Below are 15,102 nucleotides of genomic sequence, written 5' to 3' on the forward strand. Positions count from 1 at the left end.
AGCATGCGTCGAGCAAGCGAGAGTCAGGGAGAGCCACGTGGCAGAACGACCGGCCCGCAGGACACCGCAGGCCCGCGAGGCGGAGGTCGTGCGCACCGAGCGGCTCACGCCGCACATGGTGCGCGTCGTCCTCGGCGGTGAGGGGCTGGCCGGCTTCGCGGCCGACGAGTTCACCGACCACTACATCAAGGTGCTGTTCCCGCCGGCCGGCGTGACCTACCCGGAGCCGTTCGACATGGCGCGGATCCGCGAGGAGCTCCCGGCCGAGCAGTGGCCGGTCACCCGGACGTACACCGTCCGGGCCTGGGACGCCGCGCTCGGGGAACTGACGGTCGACTTCGTGGTGCACGGCGACGAGGGCCTCGCCGGCCCGTGGGCGGCGGCCGCGCGGCCCGGCGAGCGGGTGCGCTTCCTCGGTCCCGGCGGCGGCTACGCGCCGGACCCGGCGGCCGACTGGCACCTCCTGGTGGGCGACGAGAGCGCGCTGCCGGCGATCGCCGCCTCGCTGGAACGGATGCCGGAAGGCGCCGTCGTGCACGCCTTCGTCGAGGTGGCGGGTCCCGAGGAGGAGCAGAAGATCGTCACGCCCGACGGGGTGGCGGTCTCCTGGCTGCACCGCGGCGGCGCCCCGGTGGGCGAGGCCCTGATCGCGGCGGTGCGCGGTCTCGACTTCCCGGCGGGCGACGTGCACGCCTTCGTCCACGGCGAGGCCGGCTTCGTGAAGGACCTCCGCCGCCACCTGCGCATGGAGCGCGGCATCCCGCGCGAGCGGCTCTCCGTCTCCGGGTACTGGCGTCTCGGCCAGGACGACGACGCGTGGCGCGCGGTCAAGCGCGAGTGGAACGAGCAGGTCGAGCGCGAGCAGGAGTCCGCCGCCTGATCACCGGCTCCCTCTTCGCTGCCCCCGCCGGCGTCGGCGGGGGCCGTGGCGTTTTCACGGGAACGGCCCGCCCCGCGCGCGGCGGACGGCGGACGGCCCGCCACGGTGGAACGATCTTCGCCGAGGACCAATCCGGGCGACCCGCGGCTCCGAATGCGGGGTGAAGCCCGTTCCGGGCCCGCCGGTCCGCACCGTGGAGGAAAGCCGCGTGAACGAAGTCGTGCACATCGGGGGCATCGCCTCGGCGCCGCCCGATCTCCAGGAGCTGCTGGGACGGGTGGCCCGCGGCGACCGTGACGCCTTCAGCCAGGTCTACGACGCGGTCTGCGGGCCCGTCCTCGGTCTGGTGCGCGCCGTGCTGCGCGACCCGGCCCAGTCCGAGGAGGTCACCCAGGAGGTGCTGATCGAGGTGTGGCGGGGCGCCGCGCGCTTCCAGCCGTCCCGCGGCTCGGCCATGACCTGGGTCCTGACGCTGGCGCACCGGCGGGCGGTCGACCGCGTGCGATCCGCGCAGGCGTCCTCGGACCGCGAGCGCAGGGCGGCGCTGCTGGATCAGACGCCCGCGTTCGACGAGGTGACCGAGGAGGTGGAGAGCCGTCTCGAACGCGAGCAGGTACGGCGCTGCCTGCGCACCCTCACCGAACTCCAGCGGCAGTCCGTGACGCTCGCCTACTACCGCGGACTGGCCTACCGCGAGGTGGCCGAACTGCTCGCCGTACCGCTCGGCACGGTCAAGACACGCCTGCGCGACGGACTGATCCGGCTGCGCGACTGCCTGGGGGTGAGCGCATGAACACGGCTGAGCTGCACACGCTGACCGGAGCGTACGCACTGCACGCGCTGAGCGCCGAGGAGCGCGCGGAGTTCGAACGGCACCTGGAGGACTGCGCGCCCTGTGCCCAGGAGGTGCGCGAACTCACCGCCACCGCCGCCCGGCTGGGACTCGCGGTGACCGTGACGCCGCCCGCCGCCCTCAAGGATCAGGTGATGCGGCGGATCACCACGGAGCGCCAGGACCCGCCCAAGGTGCGGCAGCCCTCACCCGTCGCCGCCACCCGCGGCCGGGGTCGGGCCCTGCCGCGCCTGGTGCTCGCCGCCTGCCTGGCGGCGGCCACCGCCTTCGGCGGGGCCGCGGTGTGGCAGCACCAGGAGGCACGCGACGCCCGCGAGCAGGCGCAGCGGTCCGAGCAGCGCTCGGAGGCGCTGGCCTCGGTGCTCGCCGCCCCGGACGCCGAGGTCACCACGGGGAAGCTGACGGACGGGGCGACCGGCACGGTCGTCGTCTCGCGCGACCGGAACCGCGCGGTCTTCCTGGCCTCCGGGATGCCGGAGCCGCCCAGCGGCAAGGTGTACCAGCTGTGGTTCGACGACGGCGGCACGATGCGGTCCGCCGGCCTGATGGACCGGTCGGCGCAGGCCGGGCGGGCGACCTCGGTGCTGATGCAGGGCCCCGTCGACTCGGCCGAGGGCATGGGCATCACCGTCGAACCGGCGGGCGGCTCCCCGCGCCCGACGACCGCTCCCCTGGCGCTGATGGCCTTCTCCGGCGCCTGACCGGACGGGACCGGGCGCCGGCCACGAGCCGACCGAAAAGACACCAGAGGACGAAGGAAGCGCGTATGAGTGTCGCCGTGGTGCTGTTCACCTCCGATCTGCGGCTGCACGACCAGCCGGTGCTCGGCGCGGCGCTGCGCCGGGCCGACGAGGTGGTGCCCCTGTTCGTACAGGACCGGGGGGTGACGGAGGCCGGTTTCGGCGCGCCCAACCGGCGCGCCTTCCTGGCCGACTGCCTGGCCGCCCTGGACGACGGACTGCGGGAGCGGGGCGGGCGCCTGGTGGTCCGCACCGGGGACGTGGTGGAGGAGGTCTGCCGGGTGGTGGCCCTGACGGGGGCCGGGGAGGTGCACGTCGCGGGCGGCGTCAGCGGGTACGCCACCCGCCGGGAGGAACGGCTGCGCACCGCCCTCGATGAGGTCCGGTGCGCCCTGCACGTCCACGACGCGGTCGTGACGGCGGTGGCCCCCGGACGCGTCACGCCGCAGGGCAAGGGCCACTTCGCGGTCTTCACGCCGTTCCTGCGCAGGTGGGAGGCGGTCGGCGTACGTGCCACGGCGCCGGCGCCCCGGACCCTGCGCGTGCCCGACGCGGTCGAAAGCGGGCCCCTGCCGTCGCGCGACGCCGTCACGGGAACGTCGCCCGCCCTCGCGAAGGGCGGTGAGCCGGAGGCGCGGAAGCGGCTTCGCGCCTGGCTGGCGGACAGCGTCGGGGAGTACGGAGAACGTCAGGACGACCTCGCCGGCGATGCCACTTCCCGGCTCTCGCCCCACCTCCACTTCGGCTGCCTCTCGGCCGCCGAAATGGTCCACCGCGCGCGGGAGAAGGGGGGCCCGGGCGCGGACGCGTTCGTAAGTCAGCTCGCCTGGCGGGACTTCCACTACCAGGTCCTCGCGGCCCGGCCCGCCGCGTCCTGGACCGACTACCGCCCGCGCGGCGACCGGTGGCGTACGGACGACCAGGAGGTCGCAGCCTGGCAGGAGGGCCGCACGGGCTATCCGGTGGTCGACGCGGCCATGCGCCAGCTGCGGCACGAGGGATGGATGCACAACCGGGGCAGGCTCCTGACGGCGAGCTTCCTGAGCAAGACGCTGTACGTCGACTGGCGGGTTGGCGCACGGCACTTCCTGGACCTGCTGGTGGACGGGGACATCGCCAACAACCAGCTCAACTGGCAGTGGGTGGCGGGCACCGGAACCGACACACGCCCCAACCGGCTGCTCAACCCCCTCGCCCAGGCCAGGCGCTTCGACCCGAAGGGCGACTACGTGCGGCGCTGGGTGCCCGAACTCGCGGGCGTCGCGGGAGCGGCCGTCCATCAGCCGTGGACGCTCACGGGTGCGGGCCGGGCCGGGATCGACTACCCGGACCCGGTGGTGGACCTCGCCGAGGGACGCGCCCGGTTCGAGCGGGCGCGGGGACTGTTGTGAGTGGGGGCCTGATGTGAGTGCGGGGCGGACGAGGGCGGGGCGGGCGAGCGAGGCGTGGGCGGCACAGTGCGGATCACGGTCGCCCGTGCGCCGCACCCGCCCGATCCTCCGATCACCCGTACGGAGATTGACCGGATCGGGGGAACAACCAATCCGCGGCAGGGACGGCGCCGAATAGGGGGTGTGAGCCGGGACCGGAAAGCAACGGCGGTACGGGGCAAGGCAGCTCAGCGCCGGCCCGACGCCCAGCAGACCTCTCTCGGCCCCCCCTTTTCGTACGTTTCCCTGCAAGGAGAACACCATGAAGACCACCCGCTTCCAGCGCATCGCCGTCGTCGTCGCGGGGGCCGCGCTGCTTCCCCTGTCGCTGACCGCCTGTTCGAGCGACGACGGTGGCGACAGCGGCGCCGCCGGCTCGCCCAGTGCGGGTCAGGAGTCCTCCGAGCCCACGACGGGTGACCAGGCGGCGACGGCGGACAAGCCGTTCGGCCCCGGATGCGCCACCGTTCCCAAGGACGGGGCCGGCAGCTTCGACGGCATGGCGAAGGACCCGGTGGCGACCGCCGCGTCGAACAACCCCGCGCTCTCCACCCTCGTCACCGCGGTGAAGAAGGCAGGACTGGTCGACACGCTCAACAGCGCCGAGAACATCACGGTGTTCGCGCCGACCAACGACGCCTTCGCGAAGATCCCGAAGGCGGACCTCGACAAGGTGCTCAACGACAAGGAGACGCTCACCAAGATCCTGACCTACCACGTGGTGGGCCAGAAGCTCACACCGAAGCAGCTCGAGAACGGCTCGTTCGAGACGCTCCAGAAGGGCATGCTGACGACCTCGGGCTCCGGTGAGTCGTACAAGGTCAACGACACGGCGAACGTCGTCTGCGGCAACGTCCGGACCGCCAACGCGACCGTATACATCATCGACACCGTCCTGATGCCCAAGTAACCGACGTCCGACGCCGTGACCGGCCCGGGCGGCCCAGCCGCCCCTGGCCGGTGCCGGCGCACGGCGCCCCGGGCGGCCGTCGCCCCTCAGCCGGCCGGGGGCTCCGCGACGCCCGCGATGCGCAGTGCCGCGTCCGCCGTCGCGGCGGCGAACGACTCCGGCGGGCGGCCCGGGTCGGAGCGGTGGATCAGGATGACGCCCTCAATGAGCCCGAAGACCAGGTCCGTACGCAGGGCCAGTTCGTCCGGGCCGAGGGCGCCGCAGACCTCGGTCGCGGCGAGCAGCTGCCCGTAGGCCTTCTTCAGGTCCGCCCGCACCTGTCGGAACGGGGAGAACGCCTCGGTCCTCACCTCGGGCAGCAGGTACAGCGCGCCGAGGTTGTGCGGGCCGCCGCACAGCAGCTCCACGTCGGAGCGGCACAGCTGCCAAAGCCTCGCCTCGGCCGGGGCCGTCCCGTCGGCGAGCAGCCGGCGGGCCAGCGCCAGGGACGGGGCGACGGTGGACTCGAGCAGGCCGGCCAGCAGCTCCTCCTTGCCGGCGACGTAGTGGTACATCGTCGCCTGTCGCATCCCCGCGCGCTCGGCGACGGCCCGGGTCGTCGTGGCCGCGTAACCGTGGGTGGTGAACAACTCCGCCGCCGCTTCGAGGAGTTCCTCACGGGGCGTCAATCCGTTGTCCGGCCGTGGCCGGACGCGCGGCCGTCCGACCCGCCGTCCTGTGGTGCTCATGCCGCCGATCGTCGCACACAGGCCGCTGACCTGCCCCGGCGCGCGCCCGGCGCCCCGCCGCACCCCCACCGCCCGTGCCCTACCGGGCCCGCACCGTGGCCCGTACCTCGCGGTCCGGCTGGAGAGTGAGCGACGGCGCCGGCCGTATCTCCCCGGGGTCGACGTCCAGCTCGAAGCGCCGCGCCAGCACCGCCAGCACCAGCACCGCCTCGACCATGGCGAACCGCGCCCCGAGGCAGACCCGTGGCCCGCCGCCGAACGGGAACCAGGCGTACTCCGGTATCTCGTCGCCGGTGTCCGGATCCCACCGCTCGGGCCGGAACTCCTCCGGCTCCGGGAACCACCGGGCGTCGCGATGGGTGACCCACTGGCTGCTCCACACCCGCGTCCCCGGCACCAGCGGCAGTCCTCCGATCCGCGCCCCTTCTCTGGCCACCCCGGTGAGCAGCCAGATCGTGGGGTACAGCCGCAGCGTCTCCTTCACCACCGCTTGCGCGTACGTCAGTCGCGCGTAGTCCTCGAAGCCCGGCTCGCGGTCGCCGAGCACCCGGTCCAGCTCGCCGGCGAGGGCCTCCCGCACCCTCGGGTTGCGTGCCAGCAGGTACCACGCCCACACCAGCGTGCTGCTGGTGGTCTCGTGGCCGCCGATGTACAGGGTGACCGTCTCGTCGCGTATCTCCGCGTCCGAGAGCCGCGCCCCCGTCTCGTCCTGCGCGGTGAGCAGCCTGCTCAGCAGGTCGGGCCGGTCCTCGTCGCCCTGCCGGTGCTGTGCCACCACACGGGCCACTTCCGCGTCGATGACTTCCGCGGCCCGCTTGATCCTGGCCCGCCCCCGGGTCGGCACCCAGTCCGGCAGCAGCGCGCCGATCCCGCTGAACTCCGCGCCGATCTCCCGCTGCGCCACATCCATCGCCCGCCCGATCGCGTCGGCGTCCGCGCCGGTGTCCGCGCCGAAGATGGTGCGGACAGCGATCCGCTGGGTGAGGACGGCCATCTCCCGCTTGATGTCTACCCGTTCGCCGTCCGACCACCGGTCGGCGAGCTCCACCGTGCACCCCGCCATCGTGGCGGCGTACGACCGCACCTGCTTGGGCCGCACGGACGGCTGCACCAGCGACCTCTTCCGCCGCCACTCCGGTCCGCGCGCCACCACCACCCCGTTTCCCATCACGGTGCGGAACGCGATGCCCAGGTCCGGCTGGTCGAAGGTCCCCTCCGTCTCCCTCAGCAGCTCACCGATGTGCTCCGGATCGGCGAGGAACAGCGACGGTGTCGGGCCGAACCTCCAGCGCACCAGGTCCCCCCGGGCGCGCAGCCGTTCGAAGAACGCGAGCGGGTCCTTCCCGAACTGCGGCAGATTCCCCAGGACCGGCACCCCGCGCGGACCCTCCACGGTCGTCCCTGGCGCGCCCGGCCCCTTGGGCCGCACGCCGGAGTCGGCACCGGTTTCCGTGGTCATGACGGGTCTCCCCTGCTCAGGTGGCGCACACCGTGTCGTACGCCGCGCATGACCCCATGGAAGCGCACAGGTCCGACACCGCACCACCCCTGTGGACAACTCTCAACCACGCGTCACACAGGCCCCGTTGACCCCACGCATACCAGTGCGCCGCCCCCTCCGGCCTCACCCACGAGGCCCAGGAGAGGGCGGCGCACCGAAGACCCCGCCCGGGCCGACGAACCGTCGGCTCACCGGCCCGTCAGCTTCGACTCGGCAACCCGTCAGCCCACAGACGAGTAAGCGACCACGCCCCGCAGCACGGCGTCGACCGCCTTGCGCGCGTTCTTCGTGACGGTGCTGCCCTCCGCCGAGGACGGCGCCGCCGCCGCGATCTGCCCCAGTACGTCGATGACCTGCTTGCACCAGCGGACGAAGTCCCCCGCCGGCATCTCCGCCTCGCGCAGCACCTCGTCGAGCCCCTTGCCGGAGGCCCACATGTACACCGCCCAGGCGAAGCCGAGATCGGGCTCGCGCTGACCGACGCCCTCGGCCTGGTTGATCTTGAAGTCCTCCTCCAGGGCGTCGAGCCTGCCCCAGATGCGGACCATCTCGGCCAGCGCCACCTTCGCGGGCCCGGTCGGCACCTTCGGCGCGACGGCGTCGTCCGCCTGGCGCGCCTCGAAGACCAGCGCCGAGACGCAGGCCGCCAGTTCGGCGGGCTTGAGCCCTTCCCACACGCCCTCGCGCAGGCACTCGGACGCCAACAGGTCCAGCTCGCCGTAGAGCCGCGCGAGCCGCTTGCCGTGTTCCGTGGCCTTGTCGCCGCGCAGGTAGTCCAGCTCGGTCAGCAGGGCGTAGATGCGGTCGAAGGTACGGGCGATGGTGTTCGTGCGCCCCTCGATGCGCCGCTCCAGCTGCTTGGTGTCGCGCTGGAGGCGGTGGTAGCGCTCGGCCCAGCGGGCGTGGTCCTCACGCTCGTCGCAACCGTGGCACGGGTGCGCGCGCAGCTCGGTGCGCAGCCGCGAGATCTCGCGGTCGTCGGCCGCCGCCGCGCGCTGCTTGCGGTGCCGCTCCGGCGCGATGTGCCCGGCCTTGGTCCGCAGCGCGGAGGCCAGGTCACGCCGCGACTGCGGGCTCCGCGCGTTGAACGACTTCGGGATCCGCATCCGCTCCAGCGCCTCCACCGGCACCGGAAAGTCGATCGAGGCCAGCCGCTTGACCTGCCGCTCGGCGGTCAGCACCAGGGGCCGCGGACCGTCGTGCTGGTCGAACCCGCGGTGCCCGTTGGCGCGCCCCGCGGGCAGCCCCGGGTCGAGCACCAGCGCCAGTCCCGCGAACTTGCCGGTGGGCACATGGATGACGTCGCCGGGCTTGAGCTTCTCCAGCGAGGCGGCCGCCGCCGCCCTTCGCTGCGTCGCGCCCTGCTTGGCCAGCTCGGTCTCGCGCTCCTTGAGTTCGCGGCGCAGCCGCGCGTACTCCTCGAAGTCTCCGAGGTGGCAGGTCATGCCCTCCCGGTAGCCCTCGATGCCCTCCTCGTTCCGCTGGACCTGCTTCGAGATCCCGACGACCGACTTGTCGGCCTGGAACTGTGCGAACGACGTCTCCAGCAGTTCGCGCGAGCGGTGCCGCCCGAACTGCTCGACCAGGTTGACCGCCATGTTGTACGACGGCCTGAAGCTGGAGCGCAGCGGGTACGTACGCGTTCCGGCGAGGCCCGCGAGCGCCCCCGGGTCCATTCCGCGCTGCCAGAGCACCACCGCGTGGCCCTCGACGTCGATACCGCGCCGCCCGGCCCGGCCGGTCAGCTGGGTGTACTCGCCGGGGGTGATGTCGGCGTGCTGCTCGCCGTTCCACTTGACGAGCTTCTCCAGCACCACCGAGCGGGCCGGCATGTTGATGCCGAGCGCCAGCGTCTCCGTGGCGAAGACGGCCTTGACGAGGCCCCGTACGAACAGCTCCTCGACGACCTCCTTGAAGGTCGGGAGCATCCCGGCGTGGTGCGCGGCGATGCCCCGCTCCAGACCTTCGAGCCATTCGTAGTACCCGAGGACGTGCAGGTCCTCGCCCGGGATCGAGGCCGTCCGCTCCTCGACGATCTCGCGCACCAGCATGCGCTCGTCCTGGTCGTTGAGCCGCAGGCCCGCGTACAGGCACTGCTGTACGGCGGCCTCGCAGCCGGCCCGGCTGAAGATGAAGGTGATCGCGGGCAGCAGGCCCGCGTTGTCGAGCCGCTCGATGACCTCGGGCCTGGCAGGCGTCCAGATGCGGCTGCGCTGCCTGCGCTCCCGCTCCCGGTCCGCCTCCCGCAGGTTCCCGCGGCCGCGGCCGCGCGCGAACGGGCTGCTGTTCTCCATGCGGGCCATGCGCACCAGGTCGGGATTGACCTCACGCCGGCCGCCCCTGCCGTCGTCGGACTCCTCGAAGAGGTCGTACATCTTCCGCCCGGCGAGCACGTGCTGCCACAGCGGCACGGGCCGGTGCTCGGAGACGATCACCTCGGTGTCCCCGCGGACGGTGTCCAGCCAGTCGCCGAACTCCTCGGCGTTGGACACGGTCGCCGACAGCGACACCAGCGTCACCGAATCGGGGAGGTGGATGATCACCTCTTCCCAGACGGCGCCGCGGAACCGGTCGGAGAGGTAGTGCACCTCGTCCATGACCACGTAGGCGAGCCCGCGCAGCGCCTGCGACCCCGCGTACAGCATGTTCCGCAGGACCTCGGTGGTCATGACGATCACCGGGGCGTCGGCGTTGACGCTGTTGTCGCCGGTCAGCAGCCCGACCTTGTCGGCGCCGTAGCGCCGCACAAGGTCCTGGAACTTCTGGTTCGACAGCGCCTTGATGGGCGTGGTGTAGAAGCACTTACGGCCCTCGGCCAGCGCGAGGTGCACGGCGAACTCGCCCACGATGGTCTTGCCCGAACCGGTCGGGGCGGCGACGAGCACGCCCTTCCCGGCCTCCAGGGCTTTGCATGCCTCGACCTGGTACGGGTCCAGATCGAAGTCGTACAGCTCGCGGAAGGGGGCGAGCGCGGTGGCCTGCTCGGCGGCGCGGATCCGGGCAGCGGTGTAACGCTCAGCTGGAGAAAGGTCCTCTGTCATCTTGTCTTCGAGCCTACCCGCCACGTATGACAGTCAGCCCGATCTTTAATTCAGCCCGGAGAAACCCGTCCGCCGAGCACCCGGACCGCGCCGGGCACGCACTCTGCCGTGAGCGGCAGCGGCCCCAGCGGCTCCCCGTCGGCGTAGCCGGTGACGCCGGCCGCGACCAGCTCGACCTTGGCCGCGCGGTGCACGGAGACCTTGGGGTGGCCGAGGTGCGTGCCCCGGTAGACCTTGGGGAAAACCTTGATCAGTGTCGTACGGGAGCAGTCCCCCACCACCGTGAGGTCGAAGAGCCCGTCGTCGGTCCGGGCGCCGGCGCAGATCCGCATCCCGCCGCCGTAGGACGTGCCGTTCCCGACCGCCACCAGCGTCGCCTCGACCTCGCGCACGTCACCGTCGTCGAGCGTGATCCGGTACGGGACGGGCTTGAAGGAGGCCAGCTCCGCGATCATCGCGAGATCGTACTTGAGCCGCCCGCTGGGCCACCGCATCCGGTTCCCCCGGTCGTTGACCCGCGAGTCGAAGCCGGAGGCGAGGACGGTCCCGAACCACTTCTCCCCCACCCGCCCCAGGTCCACGTCCGCGATCCGCCCGCCCTTGAGCGCTTCGGCGGCCAGGGACCCGGCGCCGGCCGGGTCGCGCACGGGCAGGCCGAGCGTACGGGCGAAGTCGTTTCCGGTCCCGACGGCGACCACGCCCAGCGGCGTCCGCGTCCCGGCGACGGCCTGCAGCGCGAGCGAGACCATCCCGTCCCCGCCGACGGCTATGAGCGCTCCGGTCCCCTCCGCCACGGCGTCGCGCGCCCGCCGCAGGGCGTCGTCCGCGTCCTGGCCGAGGACCGTGCGTACGGAGAATCCCGCGTCCCGCAGAGCGGAAGCGGCCGGCTGCGCGGCGTGCGCGCCCCGGCCGCGTCCGGCGGTGGGATTGACGAAGAGGGTGATCTCACTGGCCACCCGGCGGACCCTACAAGGTCACGTGATGTCGTCGTAGCCGTTCAGCTGCTTCGGCCCGGCGTTCTCGGGGCTGCCTGCCTGCTCGGGCAGAGCGCGCGCGGCGGGCACGGGCTCGATCTCCCCGATCGCCTCGGGCGTCAGGTCGAGCCGCGACGCCTCGTCGTCGTCGAGCTCGGCGTCCGGGTTGTTGCGGGCCCGCCGCTTGTCGTTGAGCAGCGAGAAGCCGACCGCGATGAAGTAGAGGACGGCCAGCGGGCCCGCCAGCAGCAGCATGGAGATCGGCTCGCCGCCCGGAGTCGCGATGGCCGCGAAGGCGGTGAGGCCGACGAGCATCCCGCGCCACCAGCGCAGCATGCGCGTGCCCGTGAGGACGCCGGTGATGTTGAGCAGGATGAGCAGCAGCGGCAGCTCGAAGGCCAGACCGAAAACGATCACCATGCGGGTGATCAGGTCGAGGTAGTCGTCGAGCGGCAGAAGGTTCTGCGCGTCGTCGGGCGTGAAGCTGAGCATGATCTCGGCGGTCTGCGGGAGGATCGCGTACGCGAGGTAGGCGCCGCCCGCGAAGAGCGGGACCCCCGCCGCCACGAAGGCCAGCGAGTAGCGCTTCTCCGCGCGGTGCAGGCCGGGCGCGACGAACGCCCAGAGCTGGTAGAGCCATACCGGAGTGGCCACCAGCACGCCCGCCATCAGCGAGACCTTGAGCGCGATGGTGAAGGGGGACAGCAGGCCGTTGGTCGTCATCGACGCGCACGGCTTGCCGTTGCGCATGGTGAGGGCGCCGTCGACGCAACCGACCGAGGACAGGATCGGCTGCATCAGGAACCGGAAGATCTCGCGCTGATAGAACGCTGCGACGATCACCATGACAACGATGGCGAGCACAGACTTCAGCAGTCGGTTACGCAGCTCACGCAAGTGCTCGGCGAGGGGCATGCGCCCCTCGTCGTCCTTCACCTGCTTGCGGGCAGACTTGAGCAACCCACGCCCCTCGTCTCGTGCGGCAGCTGTCAGTTGATGCTTCGGCTGAACCGCGTCAGCTCTGTGTGGTGTGGCTCGGGTCGTTCACCGGACGCGCGCTGGTGACGTCGCCGGGCGCGGCCTTGATCGTGCGCGGTGCCGGTGCATGCTGCTCGGGGGCCGTGGGCGTGACGTCCGCCGGAGCCGCCGCCTCGTCGTCCTTCTTCATCGCCTTGGCTTCGCTCTTCAGGATTCGAGCGGACTTGCCGAGGGAACGTGCCATGTCCGGAAGCTTCTTGGCACCGAAGAGCAACAGAATGACGGCGAGGATCAGAATGATCTCGAGGGGCTTCATATTGCCGATCATGTGCGACTTCCTTCTCACCGAGGCGGCTGGGTTGGTACTACGGGGCTGTCCCTCCGGTCGGACCTGTGTCCGCCCTTCAACGCTGTAAGCGATCGTAACCCGTAGGAGTAAACGCGGGGCAATGCCCGTGCGTACTACGGATTGCGGCCCGCGCCTCGCTCAGGAGCCGCCCGACCAGCGTACGCCCCCGCCCGGGACCGGCCGCAGCCGCGCCGGGCTACCGCCATGCTTCGCCGGTGCGCGCCAGGTCCTCCGCCGCGCGCTCCAGGTTCTCCGCGGCTCGGTTGATCTCCCGCGAGGTGGTGGCGACCTGCCGTCCGAGGCGCTGGACCTCGACGAACACGCGGATCGCCAGCACGCCCAGTACGGCAAGACCACAGAAACCAAGAGCGATTGCGAGCATCGGCCAGAGCATGCGCAGAGCCTAGACGCTCAGACGGTCGAGTGGAGCCGCAACGTCCGCACTCCGCCCCCCGTGAGCAGCTCGACGATCCGCTCCCCGGCCGGCTTGCGCACCGCCGCCTCGCACTCCGGGCAGGTGAAGGAGTAGAAGGTCGTACGGCGGCTGGCGCCGATCGCGAGGCGCAGCGAGCCCGCCGACAGTTCGAAGCGGGCGCCGCAGTCGGGGCAGCCCGCCTTGAAGAGGACCGGGCCCACCTGCGTGGGGATAGCTGGCAGTAGCGTCATGTCCACCCTCTCCTCAGACCTGGCCGGCGCTCTCGTACGCGGCGAGCGCCTCGCGGGCCGCCTCCCGCGCGCTGACCGCCAGCTCCGGCGGCGACACGATGTGCCCGTCCCTGCCGAGCCGCAGCGCGAGCCGCCGCAGCGAGGCCGGCTCCGGGGTGCGCAGGGTGATCCGCAGACCGCCGTCGGGCAGTTCGTCCGCCCTGTCGTGCGGGTAGTACTCGGCGACCCAGCGCCCGCCGGGCCCGACCTCCACCACGACCTCGGGATCGTCCGCCGAGGGGTGCACGAGCCCTTCCGAGAGGTCCCGCAGCTCGATCTCCGGCGGCACCGACGGCTCGTCGAGCAGCCTGATCTCGGCCACCCGGTCGAGCCGGAACGTACGCCGCGCCTCCGAGAGGCGGCACCACGCCTCCATGTAGGTGTGGCCGACGGCGAAGAGCCGGATCGGGTCCACCTCCCGCTCGGTGAGCTCGTCGCGCGCCGGCGAGTAGTAGCGCAGCCACAGCCGGCGCCGCTCCGCGATCGCCCGGTCGACGTCCGCGAAGACCCCGCCCTCGGACTCGAAGGTCACCGAGAGGCGGGAGCTGGCGCCGGCCGCCTCCCCCGCCGCGGCTTCCAGCTTCGCCGTGGCGCGCAGCAGCGCCTGGCGGTCGCCCTCGCGCAGGCCGGGCAGCGTGGAGACGGCGCGGGCGGCGACAAGCAGCGCGGTCGCCTCGTCGGCGGCGAGCCGCAGCGGCTCGGCCGTGCTGGAGCCGGAGGCGTCCGGGTTGCGCCACCAGATCCGGTCGCCGTCGGTGTCGATGTCGAGCAGGTCGCCGCCCCGGAAGCTGGTGCCGCACATGGGCAGCACGTCGAGGTCGGAGATCAGCTCGTCCTCGGTGATTCCGAAGGCCCGGGCGACGTCGCTGACGTGCGCGCCGGGGCGCTCGCGCAGATACGTCACCAGGGAGAGCATCCGCCGGGTCTGGTCGATCGCGTTCGTGGCCATGAAGGCGTTCCTCTCAGTCCTTCTCAGTCCTTGGCCACGGCGCGCAGCCGGTCCACGACGTCCGCCCGCAGGTCCGCGGGCTCCAGTACGACGACTTCGGGGCCGAGCTCCGCGAGCCAGGCGTCGAGCCCGTGACCGTACGGAACGGCCAGCTCGTCCCAGCCGTCACCCAGGTCCCGTACGGCGGTGGCCCTGGCCCGCAGCGGGTAGCCGGAGCCCTGGCGCAGTTTGATCAGGGCGCTGCGGGTGGCGGTCTCGCCGGCCCAGCTCTCGACGGTCTCGCGCACGGTCACCACGTCCGGGACCTCGGCCGTGAAGGCACCGGCGCGGGAGCGGACCTTCCCGGTGATCCTGGAGAGCCGGAAGACGCGCTCGGCGCCGCGCTCGCGGTCCCAGCCGGCGAGGTACCAGTGGCCGCGCCAGCACTCCAGCGTCCACGGCTCGACGTGCCGGGTCTCGGGGCGGGCGGCGTTGGCCTTGCGGTAGTCGAAGACGACGGGGCGCCGGTCGCGGCAGGCGAGCATCAGCGGTTCGAAGGCCGCTTCGTGGACCGGGATGCGGGGTTCCAGCGCGCTCTGGTGGCCTTCGTAGGGGTCCTCCGCCTCCGGCATGCCCGCCGCGCGCAGCTTCTGCAGGGCGCCGCTGGCGGCGCCGGCGAGCCGGGCCTGCTGCCAGACCTTGGCGGCGAGGCCGAGGGCGGCGGCCTCCTCGGCGTCGAGGGTGATCGCGGGCAGGCGGTTGCTGTCGCGACGGGCCAGGTAGCCGGCTTCGCCGTCGAGGTTCTCGACAGTGTCGATGACCAGGCCGAGTTCGCGCAGATCGTCCTTGTCGCGCTCGAACATCCGGTTGAAGGACTCGTCGGTGCCGGCCTCCAGGTACGCCTCGATGGACGCCCGCAGTTCCCGCTTGCTGAGCGGGCGCCGGGTGCCGAGCAGGCACAACGCCAGGTTCATCAACCGTTCGGCCTTGGCGATCGCCATCGGCACCCTCTCTCTTGCTCTTCGACCCTCGACCGTACCGCCCCGGGGTGTCGCGGCAAAAGCCGAGGGCCCATGCCGGACGGC

General features: G+C 72.3%; 15 protein-coding genes. 5 read left to right on the plus strand and 10 right to left on the minus strand.

The genetic code is table 11. The features are described from left to right. Positions 1-37: 37 nt before the first annotated feature. The 5 genes from AC07FK_RS20525 to AC07FK_RS20545 all read left to right on the plus strand — a co-directional run bounded on the left by AC07FK_RS20525 (position 38) and on the right by AC07FK_RS20545 (position 4,813). Positions 38-880 (plus strand): siderophore-interacting protein, encoded by an 843-nt coding sequence (locus tag AC07FK_RS20525; RefSeq protein WP_479106332.1) that lies wholly within the window; start codon positions 38-40, stop codon positions 878-880. Between the two features lie 208 nt (positions 881-1,088). Further along, the gene (locus tag AC07FK_RS20530) at positions 1,089-1,673 is read left to right on the plus strand and encodes a sigma-70 family RNA polymerase sigma factor (protein WP_479106334.1); all 585 of its coding nucleotides are present in this window, start codon (positions 1,089-1,091) and stop codon (positions 1,671-1,673) included. Next, positions 1,670-2,434, plus strand: a complete 765-nt coding sequence (locus AC07FK_RS20535; RefSeq protein ID WP_479106335.1) for an anti-sigma factor — start codon at positions 1,670-1,672, stop codon at positions 2,432-2,434. The genes AC07FK_RS20530 and AC07FK_RS20535 overlap by 4 nt, the downstream gene beginning before the upstream one ends. Positions 2,435-2,499: 65 nt before the next feature. Beyond that, entirely contained in the window at positions 2,500-3,864 is a 1,365-nt protein-coding gene (locus AC07FK_RS20540; protein WP_479106336.1) for a cryptochrome/photolyase family protein, read from the plus strand. A 301-nt stretch (positions 3,865-4,165) separates the two neighbouring features. Beyond that, entirely contained in the window at positions 4,166-4,813 is a 648-nt protein-coding gene (locus tag AC07FK_RS20545) for a fasciclin domain-containing protein (RefSeq protein ID WP_479106337.1), read from the plus strand. An 86-nt stretch (positions 4,814-4,899) separates the two neighbouring features. Here the strand turns inward: AC07FK_RS20545 and AC07FK_RS20550 are convergent, their stop codons facing one another. The 10 genes from AC07FK_RS20550 to AC07FK_RS20595 all read right to left on the minus strand — a co-directional run bounded on the left by AC07FK_RS20550 (position 4,900) and on the right by AC07FK_RS20595 (position 15,018). Then, positions 4,900-5,541, minus strand: coding sequence for a TetR/AcrR family transcriptional regulator (locus AC07FK_RS20550; protein WP_479106338.1), 642 nt, complete (start codon positions 5,539-5,541; stop codon positions 4,900-4,902). A gap of 79 nt (positions 5,542-5,620) precedes the next feature. Then, positions 5,621-7,000, minus strand: a complete 1,380-nt coding sequence (locus AC07FK_RS20555) for a cytochrome P450 (RefSeq protein WP_479106339.1) — start codon at positions 6,998-7,000, stop codon at positions 5,621-5,623. A gap of 263 nt (positions 7,001-7,263) precedes the next feature. Beyond that, the gene (locus tag AC07FK_RS20560) at positions 7,264-10,083 is read right to left on the minus strand and encodes a DEAD/DEAH box helicase (RefSeq protein WP_479106340.1); all 2,820 of its coding nucleotides are present in this window, start codon (positions 10,081-10,083) and stop codon (positions 7,264-7,266) included. A gap of 50 nt (positions 10,084-10,133) precedes the next feature. After that, the gene (locus AC07FK_RS20565) at positions 10,134-11,039 is read right to left on the minus strand and encodes a diacylglycerol kinase (RefSeq protein WP_479106341.1); all 906 of its coding nucleotides are present in this window, start codon (positions 11,037-11,039) and stop codon (positions 10,134-10,136) included. An 18-nt stretch (positions 11,040-11,057) separates the two neighbouring features. Then, entirely contained in the window at positions 11,058-12,017 is a 960-nt protein-coding gene (gene tatC / locus AC07FK_RS20570; protein WP_479106342.1) for a twin-arginine translocase subunit TatC, read from the minus strand. Positions 12,018-12,072: 55 nt separating this feature from the next. Next, positions 12,073-12,363: a Sec-independent protein translocase subunit TatA gene (gene tatA, locus AC07FK_RS20575; RefSeq protein WP_479106343.1), complete on the minus strand. Its 291-nt coding sequence runs from the start codon at positions 12,361-12,363 to the stop codon at positions 12,073-12,075. 217 nt (positions 12,364-12,580) lie between these two features. Beyond that, complete coding sequence (locus AC07FK_RS20580) at positions 12,581-12,778, minus strand: hypothetical protein (RefSeq protein WP_479106345.1); 198 nt, start codon at positions 12,776-12,778, stop codon at positions 12,581-12,583. A gap of 17 nt (positions 12,779-12,795) precedes the next feature. Beyond that, positions 12,796-13,050 carry a hypothetical protein gene (locus tag AC07FK_RS20585; RefSeq protein WP_479106346.1) on the minus strand — a complete coding sequence of 85 codons (255 nt, stop codon included), beginning with the start codon at positions 13,048-13,050 and terminating at the stop codon, positions 12,796-12,798. A gap of 13 nt (positions 13,051-13,063) precedes the next feature. Further along, on the minus strand, positions 13,064-14,038 hold the full coding sequence (locus AC07FK_RS20590) for a helix-turn-helix transcriptional regulator (protein WP_479106347.1): 975 nt from the start codon (positions 14,036-14,038) through the stop codon (positions 13,064-13,066). 23 nt (positions 14,039-14,061) lie between these two features. Beyond that, a complete protein-coding gene (locus AC07FK_RS20595; protein WP_479106348.1) occupies positions 14,062-15,018 on the minus strand; it encodes a helix-turn-helix transcriptional regulator in 957 nt (318 codons plus the stop codon). Positions 15,019-15,102: the final 84 nt, after the last annotated feature.

The sequence above is a fragment of the Streptomyces sp. NPDC046122 genome, from assembly GCF_056429965.1.